The sequence below is a fragment of the Kiloniella sp. genome (genome assembly GCF_965205715.1).
In the GTDB taxonomy this organism is placed as follows: Bacteria; Pseudomonadota; Alphaproteobacteria; order Kiloniellales; family Kiloniellaceae; genus Kiloniella.
On record NZ_CBDBHW010000006.1, the window covers coordinates 1 to 24,522 of the forward strand.

30 protein-coding genes are annotated in these 24,522 nt (G+C 44.5%); 13 read left to right on the plus strand and 17 right to left on the minus strand.

Features of this window, described 5'->3' with window-relative positions; translation table 11 throughout:
- Positions 1-504, plus strand: a 504-nt coding sequence (locus ACOGW3_RS04500) for an extracellular solute-binding protein (protein ID WP_419901878.1), incomplete at its 5' end; no start/stop codon positions are given.
- Between the two features lie 218 nt (positions 505-722).
- Here ACOGW3_RS04500 and ACOGW3_RS04505 read toward each other — a convergent pair.
- Positions 723-920, minus strand: a complete 198-nt coding sequence (locus ACOGW3_RS04505) for a hypothetical protein (RefSeq protein ID WP_419901879.1) — start codon at positions 918-920, stop codon at positions 723-725.
- On the opposite strand from ACOGW3_RS04505, the gene ACOGW3_RS04510 reads away from it, so the two are divergent.
- A complete protein-coding gene (locus ACOGW3_RS04510; protein ID WP_419901077.1) occupies positions 907-2,139 on the plus strand; it encodes an ISL3 family transposase in 1,233 nt (410 codons plus the stop codon). The genes ACOGW3_RS04505 and ACOGW3_RS04510 overlap by 14 nt on opposite strands.
- A 169-nt stretch (positions 2,140-2,308) precedes the next feature.
- Positions 2,309-2,701, plus strand: a complete 393-nt coding sequence (locus ACOGW3_RS04515; RefSeq protein WP_419901880.1) for a c-type cytochrome — start codon at positions 2,309-2,311, stop codon at positions 2,699-2,701.
- Here ACOGW3_RS04515 and ACOGW3_RS04520 read toward each other — a convergent pair.
- On the minus strand, positions 2,661-2,789 hold the full coding sequence (locus tag ACOGW3_RS04520) for a hypothetical protein (RefSeq protein ID WP_419901881.1): 129 nt from the start codon (positions 2,787-2,789) through the stop codon (positions 2,661-2,663). The genes ACOGW3_RS04515 and ACOGW3_RS04520 overlap by 41 nt on opposite strands.
- Here ACOGW3_RS04520 and ACOGW3_RS04525 point away from each other — a divergent pair.
- From ACOGW3_RS04525 to ACOGW3_RS04545, 5 genes are all read left to right on the plus strand, one after another.
- Positions 2,776-4,008 carry an ISL3 family transposase gene (locus ACOGW3_RS04525; RefSeq protein ID WP_419901077.1) on the plus strand — a complete coding sequence of 411 codons (1,233 nt, stop codon included), beginning with the start codon at positions 2,776-2,778 and terminating at the stop codon, positions 4,006-4,008. The genes ACOGW3_RS04520 and ACOGW3_RS04525 overlap by 14 nt on opposite strands.
- Positions 4,009-4,053: 45 nt before the next feature.
- Positions 4,054-4,695: an ABC transporter permease subunit gene (locus ACOGW3_RS04530; protein ID WP_419901882.1), complete on the plus strand. Its 642-nt coding sequence runs from the start codon at positions 4,054-4,056 to the stop codon at positions 4,693-4,695.
- Between the two features lie 11 nt (positions 4,696-4,706).
- Complete coding sequence (gene ugpE / locus ACOGW3_RS04535; protein ID WP_419901883.1) at positions 4,707-5,561, plus strand: sn-glycerol-3-phosphate ABC transporter permease UgpE; 855 nt, start codon at positions 4,707-4,709, stop codon at positions 5,559-5,561.
- Entirely contained in the window at positions 5,561-6,637 is a 1,077-nt protein-coding gene (gene ugpC, locus ACOGW3_RS04540) for a sn-glycerol-3-phosphate ABC transporter ATP-binding protein UgpC (protein ID WP_419901884.1), read from the plus strand. The genes ugpE and ugpC overlap by 1 nt, the downstream gene beginning before the upstream one ends.
- 184 nt (positions 6,638-6,821) lie before the next feature.
- Complete coding sequence (locus ACOGW3_RS04545; protein ID WP_419901885.1) at positions 6,822-7,589, plus strand: DeoR/GlpR family DNA-binding transcription regulator; 768 nt, start codon at positions 6,822-6,824, stop codon at positions 7,587-7,589.
- Between the two features lie 30 nt (positions 7,590-7,619).
- On the opposite strand, the gene ACOGW3_RS04550 is transcribed toward ACOGW3_RS04545, so the two are convergent.
- From ACOGW3_RS04550 to ACOGW3_RS04570, 5 genes are all read right to left on the minus strand, one after another.
- Entirely contained in the window at positions 7,620-8,387 is a 768-nt protein-coding gene (locus ACOGW3_RS04550) for a substrate-binding periplasmic protein (RefSeq protein WP_419901886.1), read from the minus strand.
- A 212-nt stretch (positions 8,388-8,599) separates the two neighbouring features.
- A complete protein-coding gene (locus tag ACOGW3_RS04555; protein ID WP_419901887.1) occupies positions 8,600-8,953 on the minus strand; it encodes a VOC family protein in 354 nt (117 codons plus the stop codon).
- Between the two features lie 47 nt (positions 8,954-9,000).
- Positions 9,001-9,474, minus strand: coding sequence for an SRPBCC family protein (locus ACOGW3_RS04560; protein WP_419901888.1), 474 nt, complete (start codon positions 9,472-9,474; stop codon positions 9,001-9,003).
- Positions 9,475-9,816, minus strand: a complete 342-nt coding sequence (locus ACOGW3_RS04565) for an ArsR/SmtB family transcription factor (protein ID WP_419901889.1) — start codon at positions 9,814-9,816, stop codon at positions 9,475-9,477.
- 75 nt (positions 9,817-9,891) lie between these two features.
- Positions 9,892-11,268 (minus strand): PLP-dependent aminotransferase family protein, encoded by a 1,377-nt coding sequence (locus tag ACOGW3_RS04570; protein WP_419901890.1) that lies wholly within the window; start codon positions 11,266-11,268, stop codon positions 9,892-9,894.
- Between the two features lie 103 nt (positions 11,269-11,371).
- Between ACOGW3_RS04570 and ACOGW3_RS04575 the strand changes: the two genes are divergently transcribed.
- Together ACOGW3_RS04575 and ACOGW3_RS04580 are read left to right on the plus strand one after the other, a co-directional pair.
- The gene (locus ACOGW3_RS04575) at positions 11,372-12,112 is read left to right on the plus strand and encodes a pyridoxine 5'-phosphate synthase (RefSeq protein WP_419901891.1); all 741 of its coding nucleotides are present in this window, start codon (positions 11,372-11,374) and stop codon (positions 12,110-12,112) included.
- Positions 12,113-12,220: 108 nt separating this feature from the next.
- On the plus strand, positions 12,221-12,637 hold the full coding sequence (locus tag ACOGW3_RS04580) for a DUF1801 domain-containing protein (RefSeq protein WP_419901892.1): 417 nt from the start codon (positions 12,221-12,223) through the stop codon (positions 12,635-12,637).
- A 2-nt stretch (positions 12,638-12,639) separates the two neighbouring features.
- Here the strand turns inward: ACOGW3_RS04580 and ACOGW3_RS04585 are convergent, their stop codons facing one another.
- Together ACOGW3_RS04585 and ACOGW3_RS04590 are read right to left on the minus strand one after the other, a co-directional pair.
- On the minus strand, positions 12,640-12,906 hold the full coding sequence (locus ACOGW3_RS04585) for a metal-sensing transcriptional repressor (protein WP_419901893.1): 267 nt from the start codon (positions 12,904-12,906) through the stop codon (positions 12,640-12,642).
- 255 nt (positions 12,907-13,161) lie between these two features.
- Positions 13,162-13,290, minus strand: coding sequence for a hypothetical protein (locus ACOGW3_RS04590; protein ID WP_419901894.1), 129 nt, complete (start codon positions 13,288-13,290; stop codon positions 13,162-13,164).
- Between ACOGW3_RS04590 and ACOGW3_RS04595 the strand changes: the two genes are divergently transcribed.
- Positions 13,277-14,509, plus strand: a complete 1,233-nt coding sequence (locus ACOGW3_RS04595; protein WP_419901077.1) for an ISL3 family transposase — start codon at positions 13,277-13,279, stop codon at positions 14,507-14,509. The two genes, ACOGW3_RS04590 and ACOGW3_RS04595, sit on opposite strands and share 14 nt — an antisense overlap.
- A gap of 78 nt (positions 14,510-14,587) precedes the next feature.
- Here ACOGW3_RS04595 and ACOGW3_RS04600 read toward each other — a convergent pair whose 3' ends face one another.
- The 8 genes from ACOGW3_RS04600 to ACOGW3_RS04635 all read right to left on the minus strand — a co-directional run bounded on the left by ACOGW3_RS04600 (position 14,588) and on the right by ACOGW3_RS04635 (position 22,545).
- Positions 14,588-15,412, minus strand: a complete 825-nt coding sequence (locus ACOGW3_RS04600) for a hypothetical protein (RefSeq protein ID WP_419901895.1) — start codon at positions 15,410-15,412, stop codon at positions 14,588-14,590.
- Between the two features lie 28 nt (positions 15,413-15,440).
- Positions 15,441-16,454, minus strand: coding sequence for an RDD family protein (locus ACOGW3_RS04605; RefSeq protein WP_419901896.1), 1,014 nt, complete (start codon positions 16,452-16,454; stop codon positions 15,441-15,443).
- Positions 16,439-17,446: a stage II sporulation protein M gene (locus tag ACOGW3_RS04610; protein WP_419901897.1), complete on the minus strand. Its 1,008-nt coding sequence runs from the start codon at positions 17,444-17,446 to the stop codon at positions 16,439-16,441. Before ACOGW3_RS04610 ends, ACOGW3_RS04605 begins: the two co-directional genes overlap by 16 nt.
- A 20-nt stretch (positions 17,447-17,466) precedes the next feature.
- Positions 17,467-18,702, minus strand: coding sequence for a DUF58 domain-containing protein (locus ACOGW3_RS04615; protein ID WP_419901898.1), 1,236 nt, complete (start codon positions 18,700-18,702; stop codon positions 17,467-17,469).
- Positions 18,703-18,782: 80 nt separating this feature from the next.
- Entirely contained in the window at positions 18,783-19,739 is a 957-nt protein-coding gene (locus ACOGW3_RS04620) for an AAA family ATPase (RefSeq protein WP_419901899.1), read from the minus strand.
- Complete coding sequence (locus ACOGW3_RS04625; protein WP_419901900.1) at positions 19,726-20,982, minus strand: hypothetical protein; 1,257 nt, start codon at positions 20,980-20,982, stop codon at positions 19,726-19,728. The genes ACOGW3_RS04620 and ACOGW3_RS04625 overlap by 14 nt, the downstream gene beginning before the upstream one ends.
- The gene (locus ACOGW3_RS04630) at positions 20,982-21,800 is read right to left on the minus strand and encodes a hypothetical protein (protein WP_419901901.1); all 819 of its coding nucleotides are present in this window, start codon (positions 21,798-21,800) and stop codon (positions 20,982-20,984) included. Before ACOGW3_RS04630 ends, ACOGW3_RS04625 begins: the two co-directional genes overlap by 1 nt.
- A 226-nt stretch (positions 21,801-22,026) precedes the next feature.
- The gene (locus tag ACOGW3_RS04635) at positions 22,027-22,545 is read right to left on the minus strand and encodes a TetR/AcrR family transcriptional regulator (RefSeq protein WP_419901902.1); all 519 of its coding nucleotides are present in this window, start codon (positions 22,543-22,545) and stop codon (positions 22,027-22,029) included.
- A gap of 142 nt (positions 22,546-22,687) precedes the next feature.
- Here ACOGW3_RS04635 and ACOGW3_RS04640 point away from each other — a divergent pair, with 142 nt between their 5' ends.
- Both ACOGW3_RS04640 and ACOGW3_RS04645 read left to right on the plus strand, forming a co-directional pair.
- The gene (locus tag ACOGW3_RS04640) at positions 22,688-23,377 is read left to right on the plus strand and encodes a cupin domain-containing protein (RefSeq protein WP_419901903.1); all 690 of its coding nucleotides are present in this window, start codon (positions 22,688-22,690) and stop codon (positions 23,375-23,377) included.
- A gap of 130 nt (positions 23,378-23,507) precedes the next feature.
- Positions 23,508-24,506: a D-cysteine desulfhydrase family protein gene (locus tag ACOGW3_RS04645; protein WP_419901904.1), complete on the plus strand. Its 999-nt coding sequence runs from the start codon at positions 23,508-23,510 to the stop codon at positions 24,504-24,506.
- Positions 24,507-24,522 lie beyond the last annotated feature (16 nt).

Sequence of the window (24,522 nt, forward strand, 5' to 3'; positions counted from 1 at the left end):
TCATCAGGCTCTTTCGGTGGTCTGACAAAAAGCGCTGAATTTAAATTCGGAGGTTCTTTCCTTCCCTATTGGAAGTCAATCGTTGATGAACCAAAAGGCACCTTTATCGGTGGCGCAGCCCTTTTCACAATGGCTGGTCATGATGACGAAGAGTACAAAGGTGTAGCTGACTTTATGAAGTTCCTAACCAGCCCGGAAATGCAGTATTTCTGGCATAAAGAAACCGGTTATGTTCCGATTACCAATGCAGCTTACGACCTGGCTAAATCTTCCGGTTATTACAAAACAACACCAGATGCTGAAATTGGAATTCTTCAGTTGAACCAACCTGGTGGCGATTGGACTAAAGGCTATCGTCTTGGTTATTATGTCCAAATCCGTGAAGTGCTTTACAAACATTACGATGATATTTTCGCAGGAAAATCATCTGTAGACGATGCTTTCTCTAAAATCGAAGAAGAAAGTAACGAATTGCTAGAGCGCTTTGACGCGACCTACAACTAAGTTGAGTTATGGACGGTGACTGAAAGGTCATCGTCCATAATTTTAGATACTACCGACGAATACGGAGCGCGCTTTCTGCTATGAAACGAGTTCAATTTAGCCACAGCCCGATACCTTATCTCTTTATCGCTCCGCAAATTATTATTATTTGTATCTTTTTCCTATGGCCTGCAGCTCAGGCCATATATCAGTCATTTTTGCTTGAAGACGCTTTCGGCCTATCTTCGCAGTTTGTCTGGTTTAGAAATTATGAAGACACCATTTTTAAAGATGCCTGGCTTCAATCCGCTGGCTTTACGATTGTTTTGGCTCTTCTCCGCTTTGTTGAGTAGAAAAAGATGCCGACCGCCAAGTAACCTGTTGATATGTATGGTTTCTGATAACTTTACATAGAGCAGGTATATGACAATCAACATCTCGCAGCATATTTTAGGCCTCAAAGGGCAACGTGTAAATGAAATTAAACTGGATGACGGCGGTGTTAAGATTGTCATTCACTGCAGCCGAGACGCGCGTAGGAGGGCTATAGACCCTGCTACAGGCCAGAAGGGAAGCATCAACCAGCATGTCCGCCGACAAGTAAACGACATCCCCCTTTTTGGGTATCCTTGTGTGGTCGAGATTGAGCTGGCGCAGGTTTATATTAACAAGGGCGAACGCCGCATTGAGGGGTGTGATTTTGTTGATAAAGGGTGCCGTTTCACTCACCGATTTTGCCGACTGATCAGTGGATTATGTCGGCATATGTCTATTCAAGCGGTTTCCAGACATTTGGATATACGATGGGAAACGGTCAAGAATATCGACAGGGCATACCTTATTGAAACTCTCCCTACGCTTGATCCTGCAGAGCTAACTGGCTTGGAATATATTGGTGTAGATGAAGTTGCCCGGGCGAAAGGTCATGACTACATGACGGTGGTCTACGATATGGTTGGCGGTCATCTGATCTGGGTTGAAGCAGGCCGAACTGCCGAGGTTTTTTCAAGGTTTTTGAAACAACTGCAACCAGATACAGCCTGCAAAATAAAGGCCGTAGCGATGGATATGGGGCCTGCCTACCAAAAGGCTGTCAGAGAGTCCTTGCCGTTGGCCGACATAGTATTTGACCGTTTCCACGTCATGAAAAACTACAGCAAAGCTATCCATAATCAGCGTCGACTTGAGTTCAGAAAGGCCGATCCAAGTGGTAAAGAGTTGATGAAAGGGACACATTATCTGTTGCTCAAAAATGCGGATAAGTTGAGTGAAAAACAAAGTGACAAGCTGCAAAGGTTGCTGGAGAGCAATAGCAACCTGAATGCACTTTACGTCTTGAAAGAACAGCTTCAGCTGCTGTGGAGTGCCGCTTCATTTGAGGCGATGGCGGAGCAACTGGAACGTTGGTGCCTGATAGCAGATCAGTCACAGATGCTCTATCTAAAAAAGTTCGCGAAATCCCTACGGAAACATTGTGTGGGCATCTGCAACTACGCCAAACACAAGCTCACAAGCGCCAGGATAGAGGCTGGTAATGTCAGTATAGGAATGATCCGTAAGCGAGCCAGAGGCATCAAGGATACCGAATACTTCAAACTCAAAATTAGACAATCATCCATTCCAGATAATCAATCTATGCTCTATTTGAAATCCTAAATCTACTCAACAAAGCGGAGAAGTGCCTAGAAAAAACGATAAAGTTGAGCAGAATCAAATCAAAACTAGATTCAAGAATCTATGCTGCGTCAAGATGGCAAACTAGGATCTGGTGACACGGTTAGCTATTTTTTCATTTATTTGATGTTAGTTCTTTTGTGAAAACAAAATGGCATCAACAACTCAGGAGAGAGTTATTATGGCGAAAGTTGCCAAATTGGTCCTAGGACTTGCAGTCGGTTTTGGTCTTAGCCTTAGTGCTGCCCAAGCCGGGGATGCAGCTGCAGGCAAGAAAGTTTTCAAAAAATGTAAAGCCTGCCATACTGTAGATGCTGGTGGGAAAAATAAAATCGGCCCGAACCTTCACGGTGTTGTTGGCAAAGCTGCTGCCACCGTAGAAGGCTATAAATATTCAAAAGCGATGAAAGCTTCCGGCTTAACTTGGACAGAAGAAAACCTGACTGGATTCCTAACCAAGCCAAAGAAATTTCTCCCAAAAACGAAGATGTCTTTCGGTGGACTTAAAAAACCAAAACAAATTGGCTCTTCTCCGCTTTGTTGAGTAGAAAAAGATGCCGACCGCCAAGTAACCTGTTGATATGTATGGTTTCTGATAACTTTACATAGAGCAGGTATATGACAATCAACATCTCGCAGCATATTTTAGGCCTCAAAGGGCAACGTGTAAATGAAATTAAACTGGATGACGGCGGTGTTAAGATTGTCATTCACTGCAGCCGAGACGCGCGTAGGAGGGCTATAGACCCTGCTACAGGCCAGAAGGGAAGCATCAACCAGCATGTCCGCCGACAAGTAAACGACATCCCCCTTTTTGGGTATCCTTGTGTGGTCGAGATTGAGCTGGCGCAGGTTTATATTAACAAGGGCGAACGCCGCATTGAGGGGTGTGATTTTGTTGATAAAGGGTGCCGTTTCACTCACCGATTTTGCCGACTGATCAGTGGATTATGTCGGCATATGTCTATTCAAGCGGTTTCCAGACATTTGGATATACGATGGGAAACGGTCAAGAATATCGACAGGGCATACCTTATTGAAACTCTCCCTACGCTTGATCCTGCAGAGCTAACTGGCTTGGAATATATTGGTGTAGATGAAGTTGCCCGGGCGAAAGGTCATGACTACATGACGGTGGTCTACGATATGGTTGGCGGTCATCTGATCTGGGTTGAAGCAGGCCGAACTGCCGAGGTTTTTTCAAGGTTTTTGAAACAACTGCAACCAGATACAGCCTGCAAAATAAAGGCCGTAGCGATGGATATGGGGCCTGCCTACCAAAAGGCTGTCAGAGAGTCCTTGCCGTTGGCCGACATAGTATTTGACCGTTTCCACGTCATGAAAAACTACAGCAAAGCTATCCATAATCAGCGTCGACTTGAGTTCAGAAAGGCCGATCCAAGTGGTAAAGAGTTGATGAAAGGGACACATTATCTGTTGCTCAAAAATGCGGATAAGTTGAGTGAAAAACAAAGTGACAAGCTGCAAAGGTTGCTGGAGAGCAATAGCAACCTGAATGCACTTTACGTCTTGAAAGAACAGCTTCAGCTGCTGTGGAGTGCCGCTTCATTTGAGGCGATGGCGGAGCAACTGGAACGTTGGTGCCTGATAGCAGATCAGTCACAGATGCTCTATCTAAAAAAGTTCGCGAAATCCCTACGGAAACATTGTGTGGGCATCTGCAACTACGCCAAACACAAGCTCACAAGCGCCAGGATAGAGGCTGGTAATGTCAGTATAGGAATGATCCGTAAGCGAGCCAGAGGCATCAAGGATACCGAATACTTCAAACTCAAAATTAGACAATCATCCATTCCAGATAATCAATCTATGCTCTATTTGAAATCCTAAATCTACTCAACAAAGCGGAGAAGTGCCATTGTTTTTTCCTTCCTTGTGACATTTCTTTCTCTCGCTTTGGCTATGTTGCTCGCTGTAAAAGCCAACGAAGTCATTCAAGGCGCACGCACCTATAAAACCATGTTGATGTGGGCCTATGCCATCGCTCCTCCTGTTGCAGGTTTGATGGGGAACTTGATGTTCAACCCACTGATTGGTGATTTATATTATTTCCTTAATGCCATGGGGTGGGACTTTAACCACAAGCTTGATTCTTTTGATGCAGGCTTTGTTGTTGTCCTTATTGCCGTCTGGAAACAGGTAAGTGTGAACTTCATTTTCTTCCTGTCCGGTCTGCAAGGAATTCCAAAATCAGTGATTGAAGCGGCAACAATCGACTGCAAAAGTAACCTAAGACGCTTTTGGACAATGACTTTTCCACTTCTGGCCCCAACGACATTTTTCCTCGTTGTCATCAACATTACCTATGCCTTTTTCGAGACCTTCGGCATCATTGACACCACAACAGGTGGCGCACCGGGTGGATCCACGAACACTCTCGTCTACAAAGTCTTTACCGATGGCTTTAGAGGTAACGATCTCGGCGGGTCATCCGCTCAATCCGTTGTTCTAATGCTTATGGTACTAGCCCTGACAGTCGTTCAGTTCCGTTTAATCGAACGTAAAGTTCATTATTAAGGGTGATGAGGATGTTTAAATTTTCTTGGCATACGATTTCTGGTCACCTGATCCTTATCCTAGGGGCCCTCTTTATGACGGCCCCGGTATGGGTCGCCTTTATGTCTTCAACCCATTCTGCAGAAACCCTCTTCAGAGACGGGCTTCAGGCATGGCCTGGAAGCCATTTTCTGTCGAACTATAACGAAGTACTCTTTGAAGAAGGTGGCGTGATGAAAAGGGTCACCGCCAGCATGATGCTCTGGAACAGCCTTATTCTGGGTATCGGATTTGCCGTGGGGAAAGTCGTCATTTCCATGCTTGCCGCTTATGCCATTGTCTATTTCCGCTTTAGACTGGCTGCGCCTTTGTTCTGGATTATCTTCATGACCCTTCTCTTGCCTCTAGAAGTGAGGATTATCCCCTCCTATGAGGTAGTTGCGGGCATGGGTTTGCTCGATACACACACAGGATTGATACTCCCGCTTATTGCTTCAGCAACAGGTACTTTCTATTTCCGACAGTTCTATAAATCTGTGCCAGAAGAGTTATTGGAAGCAGCACGTCTTGACGGTGCGAATGCCTGGCGGTTTTTCATAGATATTCTGGTCCCAATTTCCAAAACGATGATTGCAGCTATTTTGATCATTATGTTTGTCGTTGGCTGGAACCAGTATCTGTGGCCCCTGATCATGACAACTCAAGAAGACAACTACACTTTGGTAATCGGAATTAAGCAGATTTATCAGGTATTGTCTGAAGGGGGTGAACTCCCTCAATTCCAAAAAGCATATGCCCTTACCATTCTGGCTACGCTGCCCCCTGTTGTTGTGGTGCTCGTATTCCAGAGTTGGTTTGTTAAAGGTTTGGTAGAAAGTGAAAAATAATGGCCGATGTTAAACTTACCAATGTAAACAAGACTTACTCTAACGGCGCCCATGCCGTTCGGGGAGTGAATATGGATATTGCCAACGGCGAGTTCATCGTGTTTGTCGGTCCAAGCGGTTGCGGAAAATCAACACTATTACGAATGGTCGCGGGATTAGAGTCCGTTACAGAAGGCGATATTCACATCGATGACCAACGGATCAATGATGTCTCTCCTTCCGAACGCAATGTCGCCATGGTCTTCCAGAATTATGCCCTCTACCCACATATGTCTGTCCGCGGGAATATGTCCTACGGCCTCAAAAACAGAGGTGATAGCAAAGAAGAAATAAATAATAAGGTCGTTGCGGCTGCCAAGACGCTTCACATTGAGGAATTCTTGGACCGACGCCCCAATCAATTATCGGGCGGGCAAAGGCAACGCGTTGCCATGGGCCGTGCAATTGTTCGAAATCCCAAAGTATTTCTCTTTGATGAACCCTTAAGTAATCTGGATGCCAAGCTGCGTGTGCAAATGCGCATTGAAATTAAAAAACTACAACGAAAAATGGGTGTGACCAGTATTTACGTTACCCATGACCAGACTGAGGCTATGACTCTCGCTGATCGTCTTGCCGTCATCAACAACGGACAAATCGAACAGATGGGAAAACCGATAGAGCTCTATAAAGATCCCAAAACCTTGTTTGTAGCCAGTTTTATTGGATCCCCTCAGATCAACCTTATACCTGTGCGTTTTGATGGCAAACTCCTCAAAAGCGGAAACCTGGAAGTAAAAGGTTTTAACAACCTTCCTGAAGGGGAAAATCTGGCCTTGGGTATCCGACCAGAACACCTTCGTATAGACGACAAGGGGCCACTAAGTTTCAGGATCGATTTGGTCGAACAACACGGCGCAGATAATCTCATCTATGGAACATTAATCGATGCCGCGACTGAAGAAGGTCATGATTTAGAAATTTGCTTGCGGGTTAATCAAAAACAGGAACCCAAAATTGGAGAAACCCTAAAGCTTGAATATGATCATGAAAATGCTTTGATTTTCAACAAAGAAACAGGGCTTCGATTAGTTTGAACACAGATCACAGTTAGGTAATTTGATTTTGGTACACGGTCTGGGGTATAGATTTTCCGCACAACAGGTGATCTATATTTCAGACCCAAACCCAATACCGAGAAATGGCAATAAAAGGGCAAGTTCTGAATATTATATAAATTGATACGACAGTATAAATTTAACACTTACAACGGAAATTGGCATGACCATGCGCCTGAGTGAAAGACAGAACAAAATTCTCGAGTGGACCAGCAGAGAAGATGCCTTAAGCATCGATGACCTTGCTCAACACTTTCAATTAAGCACTCAGACTATTCGCAAAGACATTAATTCTCTTTGTGAAACCGGCATGCTCAGACGTGTTCACGGTGGGGTTTGCCTACCTTCGGCAATCGAAAATTTGTCCTTTAATACCCGGCAGGTCATGAACGCAGGCAATAAAGAACAAATTGGCCAAACAGTGGCAGAACAAATACCCGATGGCTCAACCATTTTCCTTGGCATTGGTACAACTGTTGGATCCGTTGCCAAAGCCCTTATGCAACATAACGATCTCAGGGTCTTGACCAACAACCTCAAGGTAGCAGCCATACTCTGTAACAACGATCGCATTGATACCCATGTATCCGGTGGAAAACTACGACAAAGCGACCATGATCTCGTCGGTGTCGAAACTATTCGGTTCTTCTCTTCCTTCAAGGCTGACTATGCCATCGTTGGTACAGGGGGCCTTGATCCGACATTTGGTATGATGGATTTCAAACCAGATGAAGCATATGTAACTCAGTCCATCCTAGAAAATAGTCGGCGTAAAATCCTGGTTGCCGACAACACAAAATGGAATCGACAGGCCAATGTCAAAGTAGCAGCCTTTAATGAACTCGACTTGATGGTCACAGATCACCTACCGAATAACACTATAAAAATTCAACTCGAGATGAATGACCTTGAAGTCAAAGAGTGTTGCTAGTTTTCAATTACTCTTATCACTCTCCAGACATCATAAAGCAGGTTTCGCATTTTCGCCAAGATGCTTAACCCATATTTTCTTTAGTGTCCCGTCATCTAATAGCAATTGATAGGCTCTATTAAATTCCAATATTAATTTTTCTCCATCAGGGTGATGTCGTGAAATAATCACGTGTTCTGTTGAGGTATTTAGAGGTTTTTCAGCTTCCTCGATGCCCCCTTGCCCTATCCAAATTCGTTTAGCCGCAGCCCATACGACCAAATTATTCAAAGCAACGAAATCTGCGCGTCCGGATCCAAGTCTGTCTATACAGCTATCAACGGTGTCTGCTCGAAAACGATTTATCACGCTTGCTTCGAGAAGAGGTATTAACTCATCTTCAGTTTTATACCCCAAGGGTTGGCAATAGGTAAGGCCGACAAGATCTTGAGGTTCGTTAAAATCTCTGGCGCTCCCTGTCCTCTGGAAGATACTAACAGTAAGCAGATTTACCGGCCGGGAGTATAAATAATCTTTCTCTCGTTCTGCAGTCTTTGCGTAGGGAAACGTCACATCGCTTTCAAGCGAGGCGACACGTTTCATTCCGCGGTTCCATGGATAGTACTGAAGGTCAATTCCGTAGCCCATCTTCCGAAAAACATGAGATACAACATCTGTGATAACACCCCCTTCAGGCAGATCTGGGCTGGTAAAGGGTGCGTAATCTGTTCCGGTAACAAGCTTCATGTCTTTTGCCACCGCATAAGACATAGATAACAAGCCGAGACATATTAGCCATAAGAAGCCAATTAACTTCATGTGATGCCCCAACATTTCATTCACTCCCTAATTTGGGATTCTGCGCTTATGAAAACAAAACAGAACCTACGTTACAATTACCAGCAACGGGTAAATGTAACTTATTAAGTAACATGAAAATTGTCAGTACAAATAGTATTACAATAAAAAAGAGCCTGCTTCTTTTTATGCAGACTCTTTTTACACTCACTTACTTTTGTCTAACGTAATTGTTAAGCCTCAATCACTCCCACACGTCGACCGTCGGGATCGTTAAACAAACCTATGGTCGGTCCGCCGGGTATTTCCATGGATTCCAAGACAATGGTTCCGCCTTTTTCAACAGCCCTTTTTAAAGTGTCTTCGACATTCGGCACCTCAACGTAAAATGTCAGATGCCCACCAGTATCAACCATGTCTTCACCGATACCGCCGTTAATTCCTTTATCTTCACTTTCAGTGTCGACCATACCGTAATTCATCGGATTATCAGCATCGATATTCCAACCGAATAAATCACCATAAAACTCCTGCGCTTTACCCGCATCATCAGAAATAATCTCAAAATGAACAACAGGACACCCCATTTTCTTCTCCCTACATAAATGATCCAGCTTAAACTTCCGGACACATTTTATTGTGAATTCAACAAATATAAATCAAGACAATCACAGGCACTCTCCCAACCATACCGATGTTTTTGACACTGATCCGCGTCAGAAAATACCGCCTGAGAAAATTCCATAAGTGTTTTTTCACCTTCATCAAACAGGTGAATAGTAACCACTGTTTCATCGCCGCGTGAACCATCCGGTTGCGTCCAGGCCCAGGTAAATACGAGCTTAGAAGGGGTATCTATTTCTTGATATGTACCGCCCACCTTATTGGTTTCACAATCATCAGCCCCGATAAGAGTAGTTTGCCAGGTCCCGCCTTCACGGAGATCAATCTCACACTCCGAACAATCACAGCCTTTAGGCCCCCACCATTGTTTAAAAACACTCGGTTGAGTAATAGCCTCGAAAACAACAGAACGAGGCGCAGAAAATCGACGCGTAATCTCAAGCACCTGTGCTGAATTAAGCTCAATACCTTCCACTTGTGCCATTCAGCCTTCTCCTTCAGCTTTTTTATCTATTACCATCTTTTTTAAGACCCCATCCAACTGATCAAAGCTCTCTTCCCAGAATTGACTATAGTGATCAAGCCACTCTGATGCTCCTTTCAAAGGTGCTTGTTGCAAGGTGCAACGTCGTAACTGCCCGTCCTTTTCCTTACGGATAAGACCGGATCGCTCCAGAACTTTAAGATGTTTGGTAATAGCAGGAGCCGACATATCAAATGGCTGCGCCAATTCACCAACAGTTGCTTCGCTCACAGACAAACGTTGTAATATTGCTCGACGGGTAGGATCAGAAAGGGCAAAAAAAGTATCGCTTAGCGCATCCATATTAACTACTCAGTTAATTAACTCATACGTTAAGTTATAATTTTAAATATAATTGTCAAACAAGTAATTTTAATTTCACATATGGAACTTGGTTGCTTGCGGACTGCTATTCCATAATTCAACGATCGATGATAACGATTTTTTCAGTAGGTCATCATCAATGTTAGTCAGATTTATCCTAACACCCGAAGGTGCAGAGACGGGATCAACCGCAAATATCTGCGAGGGTGAAACCCGTACACCTCTAAGCCCAAGTGTTTCGGCAAACTCTTCAGCCTTCCAAGCCCCAGACAAAGGTATCCAAAGATGTGAAGTCGCTTCATTAAAGCGATAGGGCATGTCCGCTAAGGCAATGCTCGCCTGGCGTAAAAGGTTTGCGGTAATTGTTGTACGTTGTCGCTCTAACTCAGTAGCTGTGCCATCCTTGATCCAATGACATGCCACTTCAGCCATCAATGGAGGCGCCATCCAACTTGTGGTTTGGCTAGCTGCGAGGAATTGAGATAACAAACCCTGAGGCGGCATAAGAGTACCAACCCGCAAACCTGGAGAAATCGTTTTGGACAGACTACTGATATAAACTGTTCGTTCAGGGTTAAAGGCCGCAATGGGCTTAAAATCAGAGCTCACAGGGCGCGGATTAACGTCATCCTCGATCACAAAGAAACCATAACGATCCGCCATGTCAGCTATCTCGGCGATACGCTCTTCAGACATTGTTGCTGTTGTCGGATTATGAGCAAACGGCATGCAATAAAGCGCTTTGACAGAATGTCGAAGACAGGCTTGTTCTACGGATTCAGGTACCAACCCGCCCTCATCCAAAGATACCGGAACAAGATTGATGCCAAAAAAGCGTGCGTAATTTTTAATACCTGGATAAGAAAGCTCTTCAACCAGAACAGTATCGCCCGGTGAAGTCAGTGCACCCAGAGCAGCGGTCAAGGCTTGCTGTGCCCCGCCCGTGATAATGACCCTGGCTGGATCGGCTTTAAAACCGCGACCATCAAGCCATTCACATAATACTTCTCTATGACGCAGCAGTCCCTGACTTTGCCCGTACTCCAACATGCCATCAAGATTGCTGTCCTTGCTGATCTCCATAAGAGAACGACGCAATTGAGCTTCCAAATTGATAAAGGGAGGCGCATTTCGACTTAAATCGACAGCACCTGTCTCGTCCAAGGCTTCCCGGACATGTTGTGCTTTAACATTTTTAGCGCGGACAAAACTCCCCCGCCCTGTTTGCTTGATAAGGAGACCTCTTTGCTCAGCAAGGTCATAGGCGCGAAGAACAGTGCCGACAGTAACACCGAGCTCATCTGCAAGCTCCCGCATTGGCGGAAGCTTCTGCCCCTCAGAAAGGCGTCCCTGCTCTATATCCACAGCAAGGCATTCGCATATAGCACGATAGACAGATAGATCTGGATCAAGATTTTGTGGAACCCACATTGTTACCCCAACAATGTTTTCATTGACTACAACAATAATAAGAACATTATTCTAACAATAACAGCAACCACAAATATTGTTACCATAACAATTCGAGGCAAACATGACTGTCCTGAGCATTAATTTAAACAAAGTCGCCCTATTGCGTAATCAACGTGATATCAACTACCCAAGCGTAACAGGGATGGCCAGAATTGCTTTAGAGGCTGGTGTTGGCGGTATTACAGTTCATCCCCGCCCGGACGAACGCCATTGCCGTAAAACTGACGTTTATGAGCTCGCCGAAATGCTTGAAAAAGACTATCCCGCCCCGATTGAGCTCAACATAGAAGGCAACCCAACCGAGGATTTTATGTCACTTGTGGCGGAAACCAGACCTCAACAAGTAACATTGGTTCCTGATGATCCCGATCAAAATACTTCGGATCATGGCTGGGATATTCTTGGCAACAAAGAACGACTAACTGAGATTGTTGAACGGCTTCATGCACAAAATGCCCGTGTATCCGTATTTATTGATCACGAACCTGAGATTGCACTCGCTGCCGCAGAAATCGGCGCTGACAGGGTTGAGCTTTATACAGGCCCTTACTTTGAATGCTACTTCAGAGAAGACCGGGAACAGGTTCTCTCACAATATAAGAACACTGCCATTGCGGCACGCGATGCTGGCCTCGGTGTAAATGCGGGCCACGACTTAAACCTCGACAACCTCGCTCATTTCCTCAAGGCAATCCCCTGGACCGATGAAGTTTCAATCGGCCACGCGCTAACCGCTGATGCCCTGATTTATGGTATGGAAGGTGCGATTAAAGCTTACCTAGGCGAAATTGCGAAGAAGTAAACCCAACGAGACAATGAGACACATTACGGGTGATTTTGCACAAGAAGGGGATCCTTTGTTAGGATTGCCCTTCTTAAGAACTTTCAAGAAGAAAACCGTATTGAGCAGATGTCAAAATACACCTTACCAAATACCCTAGAGCAGACGTTTCAAAACTACCCAGAGAATGTACGGGAAAAATTGTTATCCCTAAGGGATCTGATTTTGGAAACCGCCCAAGTTACTGACGGTGTGGGAAATATTGAAGAAACCCTTAAATGGGGACAACCAAGCTTCCTCACATCAGAGTCAAAAAGTGGCACAACAATTCGAATAGACCAAACCAAGGCAGATAACGGTCAATATGCAGTCTATTTCCACTGCCAAACAAATCTTATAGATCGATTTCGAGAACTTTATCCGCAAGAAATGAACTATGGCGGAAACCGGTGCATTATGTTCGAGCTCAATGACGATGTCCCAACAGACGCACTACAACACTGTTTCGCCATGGCCCTGACCTACCACTTAAACAAGAAACAATAAACTCAGAGGTATTTCGTAATTTCTTTGAACTCGCTCAAGACATCAGGCGTATTTTCTGTCCCATTGCGGTTCTCAAGACAATGATCAATATGATCATGAATTAGTACCCGCTTTGCTTGAACCACAGCCTTCTCAACGGCATAAAGCTGCTGGGCCACATCCACACAAGACTGTCCACTTTCCAACATATCCATAATTTTATGCATATGACCGTGCGCCCGCTTTAAACGGTTAAGTACCTGTTTGTGGGATTGATGAGTGTCATTCACAAGATATGCCTATTTTACTTTCCGAATAAAAGATACTTTTAGCTTCAAATCTCTTAAAAGGTCCACAGTATCAGTGGTCCTTGAAATACTAGCACGATGAGATTTAAAGGAATTAATTTACCGATAAATACACTAAATATTTTCCCTAGTGTATCACCAATACGAAAACCGATTGAACCACTCACATCGATCATAGTCATGTTTTCCCCAGAGAAATATAACAAAAAAACAACCACGTCTAACGGGTATAGAAGCCTAACTGAAGAGAAAAAAAAGGCTCTTCTCCGCTTTGTTGAGTAGAAAAAGATGCCGACCGCCAAGTAACCTGTTGATATGTATGGTTTCTGATAACTTTACATAGAGCAGGTATATGACAATCAACATCTCGCAGCATATTTTAGGCCTCAAAGGGCAACGTGTAAATGAAATTAAACTGGATGACGGCGGTGTTAAGATTGTCATTCACTGCAGCCGAGACGCGCGTAGGAGGGCTATAGACCCTGCTACAGGCCAGAAGGGAAGCATCAACCAGCATGTCCGCCGACAAGTAAACGACATCCCCCTTTTTGGGTATCCTTGTGTGGTCGAGATTGAGCTGGCGCAGGTTTATATTAACAAGGGCGAACGCCGCATTGAGGGGTGTGATTTTGTTGATAAAGGGTGCCGTTTCACTCACCGATTTTGCCGACTGATCAGTGGATTATGTCGGCATATGTCTATTCAAGCGGTTTCCAGACATTTGGATATACGATGGGAAACGGTCAAGAATATCGACAGGGCATACCTTATTGAAACTCTCCCTACGCTTGATCCTGCAGAGCTAACTGGCTTGGAATATATTGGTGTAGATGAAGTTGCCCGGGCGAAAGGTCATGACTACATGACGGTGGTCTACGATATGGTTGGCGGTCATCTGATCTGGGTTGAAGCAGGCCGAACTGCCGAGGTTTTTTCAAGGTTTTTGAAACAACTGCAACCAGATACAGCCTGCAAAATAAAGGCCGTAGCGATGGATATGGGGCCTGCCTACCAAAAGGCTGTCAGAGAGTCCTTGCCGTTGGCCGACATAGTATTTGACCGTTTCCACGTCATGAAAAACTACAGCAAAGCTATCCATAATCAGCGTCGACTTGAGTTCAGAAAGGCCGATCCAAGTGGTAAAGAGTTGATGAAAGGGACGCATTATCTGTTGCTCAAAAATGCGGATAAGTTGAGTGAAAAACAAAGTGACAAGCTGCAAAGGTTGCTGGAGAGCAATAGCAACCTGAATGCACTTTACGTCTTGAAAGAACAGCTTCAGCTGCTGTGGAGTGCCGCTTCATTTGAGGCGATGGCGGAGCAACTGGAACGTTGGTGCCTGATAGCAGATCAGTCACAGATGCTCTATCTAAAAAAGTTCGCGAAATCCCTACGGAAACATTGTGTGGGCATCTGCAACTACGCCAAACACAAGCTCACAAGCGCCAGGATAGAGGCTGGTAATGTCAGTATAGGAATGATCCGTAAGCGAGCCAGAGGCATCAAGGATACCGAATACTTCAAACTCAAAATTAGACAATCATCCATTCCAGATAATCAATCTATGCTCTATTTGAAATCCTAAATCTACTCAACAAAGCGGAGAAGTGCCAAAAAAAATAAGACAGATCAATACCTACTAAAAAGAAACCACACCCAGATATTAATCAAACACAGAAACTATTTGATCAGTAGGTGCCCCTTCCTTTTGGGCACGTAAGTTATAGTAGGTAATAGCAAAAAATACTGACAAGAATGCGACATACAGAGAACCTATGAACGTTGTCATAGCTACACCAGCAAGATCAAATCCTATAGCTATAGTATGAACAATGATAAGTTTTTCTAACAGTCCAAGACCATATGCCCCTGCTATAATCATCAATGACACTGCCAATAAAGACCAGTGATGTCCCTTGGTAAGTTCGCTACTTCTTTTAAAACTCGCAATAATACCAGGCTGTTCAACAACTATTACCGGGAATAGTACAAAAAAATACAACCCAAAATAAACGCCCGGCATAAGTAATAAGATCGTTAAGTTTGAATGATATAAAAGAGCATATATTTCTGGCATGAAATAAATCAAGTAACCAGAGTAAGACAGAAAAATTGACAACAATCCTGCCACGAGCACAGGGACAAACACAAATATACTGGCCGTTAAACATTCGGATATTGTGACAGCACGTCCCGTAATATGTAAAAAGACACCATATATAATTGCCACATCAGATATGAAAGACAGGATTATTGATAGAAACATTATCCCATAATGATCTAGCCAATTAACGGCAGCTACCGCATCCTCGTCTTCAAAGTTAATCGCGTAATCACCAGATGAGAAAGACCAAACAACGGCTGGAATCTGAAATAAGATAACGAGAAAGGTAAATCCATAAATATTTTGAGAGAAAATCTCATAACTTCTCTCAATGACTTTACCGATCTTGAACTCTTCCCCAAATTGCTGGTTTGTTGTCGTCACTTTTTACCCCCTTCCCTTATGCAAACTTTTATTTTGTATCGTATTTATTTTCCCGGCGCTTACCAAAGAGCATCTTTGCCTCCAGCCGTCGCCGCAAGGCTGCATAATAAGCTTTAAGAAACTCAGTATCCTTATGAATTTTTCCTTGATGGTTTTTCCAGTAAAAACTAGATGAGCTATTATCAACAGGTTCAACCCAGCTAATTTTGCTTTTAATTCGATCAGCCACTTCTTTAATGGTCTTCGGCGCAACCGCGGGTTTTCGTAGGAGCTCTTCCAAGGTTTGCAGTTCGTAAATACCATAGGCATCAACCTGTTCATCAGAGAAAACATAACGCTCTTTCTCTGCTTGTTCATTGCCGTCGATGTAAGATTTTCCTGATATCTGAGCACTATTCTCCTGGGCTATATCATCCATTAAAATGGTCTTTGGGATTTTGACCACCCAGGTTCCGGCGATCATATCTCCGGTACGGAGGCGATCCTTGTTAAAAAAGGGAATACAAACAAACAGCCCCACCCATATAATTGTCAGCAAGTTGATAAGCCCCTCACTACCTGAACTAAAAGGAGAGAAAAGGATAGAAATGGGTAAAAACATTTCCAGCTCTCGCATCAGGTTGCGTGCAAAAACCGCATCTGATTTCAACTGCCCGCCATGACGATCAACGACTTTAATCCCCAGCGCTTTTTTACCTGGTGTTCTTCCCTGCCATTTTATTTCAAAAAAAGTGAAATAAAAATTATACCAAAGAAACAGGACAACATTACTCAGAGCGAAGAGGATCTGTATTGATCCTTCATTACCGACAAGAGGCGTCCACATCGTAGAGAAAAAGAAACCAATAATCAAAACGACAGGCAAGCCGTAGACGATCATCAAATCCAGCAACAGGGCCGCGAAGCGATCACCTCTGGAAGCTAATTCCAACCTGACAGGAACCCCTTCGGGGGTAATAACCCGGCGCCAAGCTCCCTCAACCGTCTTCTTTACCTTTTTAGTGTTAGTCTGATCTTGAGCAGGAGTTAATGCCTTTGACATCTCTTCCTCCCGAGGTACCCAAAATAACCCAGCCATAAAACCAGCATCAGACCACCAATGGTAAAGCGGGCCGTAATATCTGTGATCCACTCACGACCAAAGCTCTCAAGCAAGGCCGCGACAAGAAGCATCAACACCGCCCCGATGACAATTCTTCCCGCCTTCTTGCCTTCACTTGCCAAGTTAGAAAGTCGTGATTTTCGCCCGGGCGAGATAACCCCCTTCGCAAGGCCCAACCCCGCAGCACCACAGAGAATAATAGCAAAAAGTTCTGTCGTGCCATGAATTGATAGCCAGGCTGCGATATCAACACCAAGCCCCCGACTTGCATAGAGCGCGACAAAAGACCCAAGTATCAAACCATTGTAAAATATAAGAATAAATGTCGGTACCCCCAAGGCAAAACCAAGGGCGAATGAAAACATACCAACAGAAGAGTTATGGGAAAAAAGCCCCGAGGCGAAATAATTCAGATCTTCCGCATCAATATCACCCCCATCATATAACCCTTTGCGAAGATCTTCTGTCGCACTTGCCGGTGTGCGCCCACTGGCCATGCCATCGCCGACCATCGTGTAGTACCATTCTTCATTACCTATGGTCAGATAATAAGCGATTAGAGCCCCGACCAGCATAATAAGGGTCGTTAACAATACCCGCCAACGCGCGTCCCAAACCGCAGCTGGGAGTTCTTCAAGAAGAAACTTAAAAACGGTTCCCCCAAAAGTATTATGTACACCGTAAATACAAAAGTAGGCTCTGGTAGAGAGTAGTTCCAAATATTCCAAAAGGTTACGGTCGAGCGACACCCCACGCGCCACTGAAAGCGAAGAAAGGGTAAAGCGGTAGAGATTGGGCAATCGGGTAAGCTCCTCAGCACTCAGGGCTTTTATGCCTTTTTTCTCAATAACCTCAACCAAGTGCTGGAGTTCTTTCCAGGACCCTTCCCGTTCCTTGCGAAACTGGGAGCTCTTGAGGATGCTATCTGACATTTAACCCGCTCCCTTCATGATCAGATAAGCTCCTGATGTTTGATCTCAAGATAACGTTCAACCAGCGCTGCACTTACAGAAGCTGCAGGCGCTTGCAGACAATGAACACCTAACCGACGCAGTCTCTCGAAGACAACTTGTCGGTCCCTTAAAAAATCATCTGCGACAACGGACTTAGCTATTTCGTTGATTGAGCTGGGCCTTTGATTGGCGACGTCAGCAAGCTCTCTGTCTTCCAAGGTGACAAAAATAATCAAGTGTCGCTTTGCTAATCGCGTTACATTCTCAATCATCAACTCTGCAGTCACCGTGTCGACAAAATCGGTATAGAGAACAATAAGGGATCGCCGTTGTAGCTTACCCATCAAATTAGAAAGGCCGAGGGTAAAATTTGTCTCGTTGTATTGATAGTCGAGCTTGGCACAATTTGACTGTAAGTGGTTAAAAGCCTGATTACCGCCCAGAGGCTCTGCGTGCATCCGGACCTTTGCATCAAATCCATAGAGACCAACACGATCTCCGCCTCGTAAAGCCATAAATCCTAACAGAAGCCCCGCATTAATCATATGATCGAGTTGTGGCAGGCCGTCCAATGGACGAGTCATAAGATGCCCGGTATCAAAAGCCAAAATCACATTATGATTGCGTTCGACCTGAAACTCTTTGCAGACCAGTTTTCTATGTCGGGCAGAGTGTTTCCAATCGATTGATCTCAAATCAAAGCCCGGTACATATTCTTTCAGAGCATCAAATTCAGTACCATCCCCCCGATGCTTTTGTATTTTTGTCCCATGGAAAGCATCGCGACTATTAATTTGAAGAGCAGCCGCTTTCACAGCATGGACATTAGGCAGGATCGATACTTTGTGATCGAGATCCCAGGTCGTTTGTCTTTGAACAAGCCCCCAGGGACTATACCACCTGACACAAAGACGAGAAATAATTGCTACTCCTCGACGTTTAACGACCAAAGGAAAAGCAATTTCGCCTTCCTGAGATCGATCCAGGTGATTTATTGTACCAACACTGGGTCTAACAAAATATTCATCATCAACTTCAATCAAAGCTTCTAGTCCATAAGCTTTGTTGCGACTGCCAACCGACAAAGAAAAATAAGCGTAATCTTCATGACCTGCGTAGAGAAGCGGCGTAATATTTTGAGAGAGAGTAACCCGTGAAGGTGCCAATGAGTTTAAAAAATCGATACCAACAAGCAACAGAACTAAAAACAAATAGACAATGCCAAACAACCACAAACTCTCATCCCATATAATTAAGACAAGACTAAGAGGGATCCCTAAGGATATCAGTAAGGCGGCGCGAAGAGTGGGGCGCATTATCTTGGTGCAGCCGTTTGTTCTAGAATTTCGCGAACAACACTGGTGGTTCGAATGCCTTCAATCTCTGCACTTGGGGCGAGGACAACACGATGATGCAATCCCGGAATGGCGACAAATTTCACATCATCAGGGATGACATAATCCCGCCCCTGCAGTGCTGCATAAGCTCTAGAAGCCGCAGCCAGCATGGTCGCTGATCGAGGTGAAGCCCCGAACTGAAGCGAGGGATGCTCTCGGGTAGAGCGAACGACAGAGACAATATAATTTGTAATTTCTGGACTTAGTTTAATTCCGCTAACAACCTCACGCATCTCCTCCAACTTCTCCAGAGTAGCGACACTTCTCACCCCAAACTCATCCAGCTTTGGCATCGAAGTTTGGTGGCCATGCCTGGACACAATTGCTCTTTCTTCCGCTTCGCTCGGATATTCAAGAACATACTTGAACATAAATCGGTCTAGCTGAGCCTCAGGTAGCGGGTAAGTACCTTGTTGTTCAATCGGATTTTGGGTTGCAATCACCAAAAATCCATCACCAAGATCATGACTGGTGCCATCGATTGTGACAGTGCGCTCACTCATGGCCTCAAGTAATGCAGACTGAGTTTTAGGAGGTGTTCGATTGATTTCATCAGCCAAGAGAAGATGGGTGAATATCGGCCCTTTTGTCAGGGAAAATTCATTGGTCTGAAAGTTGAACAGGTTTGTTCCCAGCACATCACCCGGCATGAGGTCAGGGGTAAACTGGATACGACCGAAATCAAGGCTCAGGGCCTTGGAAAATGATCTCACTAACAGCGTTTTACCCGTTCCCGGCACACCCTCCAAAAGCAAGTGCCCTTTACACAGCAAGCTGACGAGCATCAGATCCAATGCACCTTCTTGTCCAACGATTGTACGGCGGACTTCTGTTTTCAAACCGTTACTGATGGTCCGGATATCATCCAGTTCCATGCAACATCTCCTGTTTCCAACGATGAATATCCTGAGCTGCTTTTATCGCTGCCAGAGTATTAAATGAATTTGACGTAAACTGTTGTTCGGCTCTTCGAATGACATCACTGCCATTCATTTCCAATCCACGAGCCTGACCAACACGGTCTAGCCATTGAAGGAGCTCGTATTCTTCAAGGTTTTTTGGCGCGTGTAGGTTCGTTACCACAGAGTGTAACGACCGTTCGACATACTGGCGCAGCATCAAGGCACCATGCCCCCCAAAAGCCAATAGCTCAGCCGTGTTTCCGATCAAAAACTCTTTGCCAACCTGATAGGATTTTTCCGTTTTTTCCGCTGCACCAAATCGTGACACCGATCCCCATGCAAGCAATAAGACAGAACAAACCGCCAAAAGAGTTACCACAGCAAAAGGGAATTCGAACATCTTGCGCCATAAACTCGGCTCAGATGCATAACCATGAGACGTTTCGTCAACGATCACGCCTCCAGCCTTACCCAAGGTTAGCTCTTTGATGACATTAACGATGAACTCTGCATTGCCGCCATCATCCAAGCCGTGATTGGATAGAATATCGGGGTCACTTAATATCCATGTCCGATCAATATCATACAAGAAGCCGGGCTTAACAACCTCTGCCAACAATACGCCGTTATCGTTATAAACCAAAGGCCGGATAAGATCGGTATCTCCCTTGATCAATTGAGCCGCAATCAAGGTAGGCTGTTGATCTAAAGAAAAAAGTTCAGGATCCCATGTAAAACTTTCTGCTCGGACACTTATGTCACTTCGAACAAGTGCTATATCATTTGAAACATAATCAATGATTTTCTCAACCTGTGAAGGATGCCGCAGTTGAATTAGCTTTATCCATTTTGGTTTCTCACGATCTTGTAGGGCTTCCCATTTAGGCAAAACAATTAAGGACCCGACACCACTAAAACCAGATAATGCCTCAGACAATCCCTTTTCACTCTCGGGCTCAATAACGAGTTTGACATCTGAAAAATTAAAACCACTACGGGCTTGGCGACTGATCCGAACCCGGAAATCGAGCTGTTTAAGTAGTTTGGTAAAAGCCTTGTGACCAATGGCAGATTCAGAATAGGAGTTCGCCCCATAAGAACTGAGTTGAATTAATTTATCCTGAAATATTGAAGCAATAAATGCCCCGGCAAAAGATAAAGACCCAATTAAAATCAACCAGAAAAGAGTGCGTTTTGAAAAAATCCGATCATCCATCAGATGGTTCCCCCTTCACCCGCAGAGGATGAACGCTCGGGATTCACGAAAATATGGAACGCTTCCCTGCAAAGACTATATTCGTTTACCCCGGCAGAGCGCCCCCCGAATTCGGTGAGTTCTTCGGCTTCCACAATAACACTCATCTTAAGGCGGACATCTGAAGGCAACCAATCTGCTTTCAATATCTCTCTATTGGTCAAGGCCGCCGGAAGTCTTGAATGATAACTATCTTTGACGTGCTTTAAGCAGCAAAATAGCAAAGCACGGATCGCGGCTTCGAACTGGCCTTTTTCGGCCAATAGATCTGCGTATCCCAAAGTCTCTTTACTTAACTCCTCTGGCATATCGGTTACTCGGGAATAAGCCGCGGGGTTTTCCTCAAGTACGATTTTGTTTTGTGGGCGCCGTTTCAAATCATTGATATAGTTATAAATTGCTTTAACTATAAGCACCCCGGCTAAAGCCAAAAATCCATACATTAAAATTTTTCCAAGAAATTCTAATGCAGAAAGATCCGTCTTTTCCGTCTTTTCCGTGTTTTTTTCTTTACGGAGCGGCTGCGGTGGAGATTTTTTTTCGACCTTGGTTTCTTTTATTTCCAGGGGAAGTTCATTTTGATAGCGGTCATCTGAGTACAAACTCTCAATTGCCGGATCAATTTCGGAACTAGAGGCATAAGCAGAGAACGGAGGAGAAAAAATCCCCCCGAAAGCAAAAATAAGAAAGCAAAAAACAAACCACCCTCGGAACAAACCTTGGACTTTAATCTGCGTAATATTTTTTCCAGATGGCAACACTGGATAAGCAACCCCCAACAAAACAACCTAAACGCCTGGATGTTACAGGTGGCTTAAGAGACCGACACAGCCCAGCAACACAACACCAAAACTTTTACGAGCATTGGCCAAACAATGACACAGCCATAGGAAATCTGTCTAGAGATTTTCTCTCAATCAAATCAAGTAAAAAGCCATCACACCATTCTTCAGGATGCCCCTCGAATAACTTACGAAAACCAGCCAAAGCGAAAACGGCGATAGCTTAAGTTAATTCTTGAGAAGTTAGCTGATCGAAGGTTTCCAGTCCATCGAGCGAACGTGCAACGATAAGGCCCCCTTCAAGTAGAGCAAGAAGACGAAGTGATTTTTTTCGCGCTTGTTCAATAGTTAGGCTTTCCTCACCCTGAGAAAGATATACCTCATCAAGCCACAAAAGGTTTTTTACAAAAAAGACTTTTGATACTTTGATCATATTCTCTGGCAAAGATGAAATTTCAGCCCCAAGCATTCCGCAGAGACACATCTGATCACCTGCTGAATAAGAAGATCTAAAGGCCGAAATATATCGAGTTATTTGTTCTTTAAAGGGGTTACTATCTGCTGGCCCCAGACTTTCCAGAAAACGTTCTGTATAACGTTCTGCAACAGCAGCTCCAAGGTCCGCTTTGGATGAAAAATGATAGTGTATGCTGGCCGTTTTGATACCGACATCTGCCGCAATATCGCGAAAGCTAAAAGCGTTATAGCCTTTGGTACGAATATAACCTTCTGCTGCATCCATGATTTTTGTCGACGTGTCTGCTGTACTACTCATTTCAACCTCTTATCTACTACTTGATAGATAACCTCTTGCAGAATAAATTTAAAGACCTAAGTATAGAAACAATAGCCTACCTACTGATAGATTAGTACTGGATTTTCTTATGCGCATTAATGCAGACTTCAAACAAAAAGTGATAAAAAAACCAGAAAATACAAGCTGGATCCCCTCTCCCGCCAAAGGTGTTGATAGGATTATGCTCGACCGTGTCGGTGAAGAAGTAGCAAGAGCAACAACAATAGTGCGTTTTGCAGAAGGTAAGTATTTTCCAGAACATCAGCACGATGGAGGTGAAGAGTTTTTTGTATTAGAGGGTGTCTTCTCTGATCAATATGGTGATTTTCCGGCAGGGACTTATGTACGCAATCCCATCGGAACAAGCCATTCTCCCCATACTGTTGAAGGCTGCACTATTTTTGTAAAACTCTGGCAGTTTGAAAAAGAAGATAACAAACAATTTTCAATCAATAGCAATTCAGCGCACTGGACAGCCGGTGAAATTCCCACTCAAAAAATCCTTCCCCTGCATCAATATAAAAATGAGGTTGTCCAAATAGAAAAATGGGAAAAGGGCTCTGCAATAAAACGAGTTGCCCCTTTAGGAGGCCTTGAAATACTCGTTATCCGAGGCTCGCTTGAAAGCGAGGGAGAACAGTATCCAAAACGAACTTGGCTGCGATACCCTGAAGGAGAGGCCTTGGATTTCACCACGTCAGAAGGCTGTGAATTTTTCTGTAAATCAGGTCACTTGCTCAATCTTGATACCGAATTTGATTCCCCCTCAAAGGTATAGAGATTCAAGAATCATAATATTTTTATCGCAATTTCATAAAAGGGGATCGTATTTCGATCTCCTTTTTTGTTAGAGTACCATAACACGCCTTACGGTTTGAAACTGATACCTCTTTTCATACGGATTTCTAATGCTGACAGAATTCAATCCTTCCGTCCCCCTCGCGTTTCTCCCAACCCCTCTTCAGCCGTTGAACCGCCTTTCAAAAGACCTCGGCGGCCCTATGATCTATATGAAACGAGATGATTGTACCGGTCTAGCGGGTGGTGGAAATAAAACCAGGAAATTAGAATTCTTAATCGCTGATGCACTTGATAAAGGAGCAAACTGCGTAATTACAGCAGGCGGTTTGCAGTCAAACCATGTCAGGCAAACTGCGGCTGCCGCAGCACGTTATGGATTAGATTGCCACTTAGTTCTTGTTCGGAATGTCGCCTGGGATGATCCCGGCTATCAAACATCTGGAAACATTGTTCTGGATCACTTGCTTGGGGCTAATATTTCAATCCACCCAGCAGGTGCAGACCGTGATAAAATTATGGATGATTTAGCGGCTGAGTTAAGTCAAAAGGGACAGACGCCCTATATTATCCCGGTTGGCGGATCGAATGCAGTGGGTGCATTAGGCTATGCCTCCGCAGCTATTGAAATATTAGAACAGTGCCGCGAACTCAAAATCACTCCCTCTGCTCTTTACCATGCAACATCCAGTGGTGGCACCCAAGCAGGACTAATCGCTGGTTTAATAACGGCTAAACGCCCCTTCCCTGTTATAGGTATAGAGGTCGATGGTAAAGTCGGCCCGGTGACAGAAGCCATAGAAAATATTGTTCCCCACACCCTCGAAAAACTTGGCCGATTTGAAGTCTGGAACCCCGATCCTGATCTAAACGTCATTACGGGTTATGGTGGCGAAAATTACGGTATCCCCACCCCATCGGGAAAAGAAGCCCTGGAACTCGTTGCCAGAACAGAAGGTATCTTATTAGACCCAGTTTATTCTGGAAAAGGTTTTGCTGGCCTAATCGATCACATCCGACAAGGCAAATTTTCCAAGGACGAAAGCGTGGTCTTCCTTCACACTGGCGGCGCTCAGGCCATTGGAGCTTATCCATCCATTTTCTCTTGAAATACGAACAGGTTAG

Bases quoted from the DNA above. Each gene is read 5' to 3' on its own strand.
- ACOGW3_RS04510 (WP_419901077.1), top strand. From the start codon at position 907: ATGACAATCAACATCTCGCAGCATATTTTAGGCCTCAAAGGGCAACGT.
- ACOGW3_RS04505 (WP_419901879.1), bottom strand. From the start codon at position 920: ATGTTGATTGTCATATACCTGCTCTATGTAAAGTTATCAGAAACCATA.
- ACOGW3_RS04515 (WP_419901880.1), top strand. From the start codon at position 2,309: ATGGCATCAACAACTCAGGAGAGAGTTATTATGGCGAAAGTTGCCAAA.
- ACOGW3_RS04525 (WP_419901077.1), top strand. From the start codon at position 2,776: ATGACAATCAACATCTCGCAGCATATTTTAGGCCTCAAAGGGCAACGT.
- ACOGW3_RS04520 (WP_419901881.1), bottom strand. From the start codon at position 2,789: ATGTTGATTGTCATATACCTGCTCTATGTAAAGTTATCAGAAACCATA.
- ugpE (WP_419901883.1), top strand. From the start codon at position 4,707: ATGTTTAAATTTTCTTGGCATACGATTTCTGGTCACCTGATCCTTATC.
- ugpC (WP_419901884.1), top strand. From the start codon at position 5,561: ATGGCCGATGTTAAACTTACCAATGTAAACAAGACTTACTCTAACGGC.
- ACOGW3_RS04545 (WP_419901885.1), top strand. From the start codon at position 6,822: ATGACCATGCGCCTGAGTGAAAGACAGAACAAAATTCTCGAGTGGACC.
- ACOGW3_RS04550 (WP_419901886.1), bottom strand. From the start codon at position 8,387: ATGAAGTTAATTGGCTTCTTATGGCTAATATGTCTCGGCTTGTTATCT.
- ACOGW3_RS04555 (WP_419901887.1), bottom strand. From the start codon at position 8,953: ATGGGGTGTCCTGTTGTTCATTTTGAGATTATTTCTGATGATGCGGGT.
- ACOGW3_RS04560 (WP_419901888.1), bottom strand. From the start codon at position 9,474: ATGGCACAAGTGGAAGGTATTGAGCTTAATTCAGCACAGGTGCTTGAG.
- ACOGW3_RS04565 (WP_419901889.1), bottom strand. From the start codon at position 9,816: ATGGATGCGCTAAGCGATACTTTTTTTGCCCTTTCTGATCCTACCCGT.
- ACOGW3_RS04570 (WP_419901890.1), bottom strand. From the start codon at position 11,268: ATGTGGGTTCCACAAAATCTTGATCCAGATCTATCTGTCTATCGTGCT.
- ACOGW3_RS04575 (WP_419901891.1), top strand. From the start codon at position 11,372: ATGACTGTCCTGAGCATTAATTTAAACAAAGTCGCCCTATTGCGTAAT.
- ACOGW3_RS04580 (WP_419901892.1), top strand. From the start codon at position 12,221: ATGTCAAAATACACCTTACCAAATACCCTAGAGCAGACGTTTCAAAAC.
- ACOGW3_RS04595 (WP_419901077.1), top strand. From the start codon at position 13,277: ATGACAATCAACATCTCGCAGCATATTTTAGGCCTCAAAGGGCAACGT.
- ACOGW3_RS04590 (WP_419901894.1), bottom strand. From the start codon at position 13,290: ATGTTGATTGTCATATACCTGCTCTATGTAAAGTTATCAGAAACCATA.
- ACOGW3_RS04605 (WP_419901896.1), bottom strand. From the start codon at position 16,454: ATGTCAAAGGCATTAACTCCTGCTCAAGATCAGACTAACACTAAAAAG.
- ACOGW3_RS04610 (WP_419901897.1), bottom strand. From the start codon at position 17,446: ATGTCAGATAGCATCCTCAAGAGCTCCCAGTTTCGCAAGGAACGGGAA.
- ACOGW3_RS04620 (WP_419901899.1), bottom strand. From the start codon at position 19,739: ATGGAACTGGATGATATCCGGACCATCAGTAACGGTTTGAAAACAGAA.
- ACOGW3_RS04625 (WP_419901900.1), bottom strand. From the start codon at position 20,982: ATGGATGATCGGATTTTTTCAAAACGCACTCTTTTCTGGTTGATTTTA.
- ACOGW3_RS04635 (WP_419901902.1), bottom strand. From the start codon at position 22,545: ATGGATGCAGCAGAAGGTTATATTCGTACCAAAGGCTATAACGCTTTT.
- ACOGW3_RS04640 (WP_419901903.1), top strand. From the start codon at position 22,688: ATGCGCATTAATGCAGACTTCAAACAAAAAGTGATAAAAAAACCAGAA.
- ACOGW3_RS04645 (WP_419901904.1), top strand. From the start codon at position 23,508: ATGCTGACAGAATTCAATCCTTCCGTCCCCCTCGCGTTTCTCCCAACC.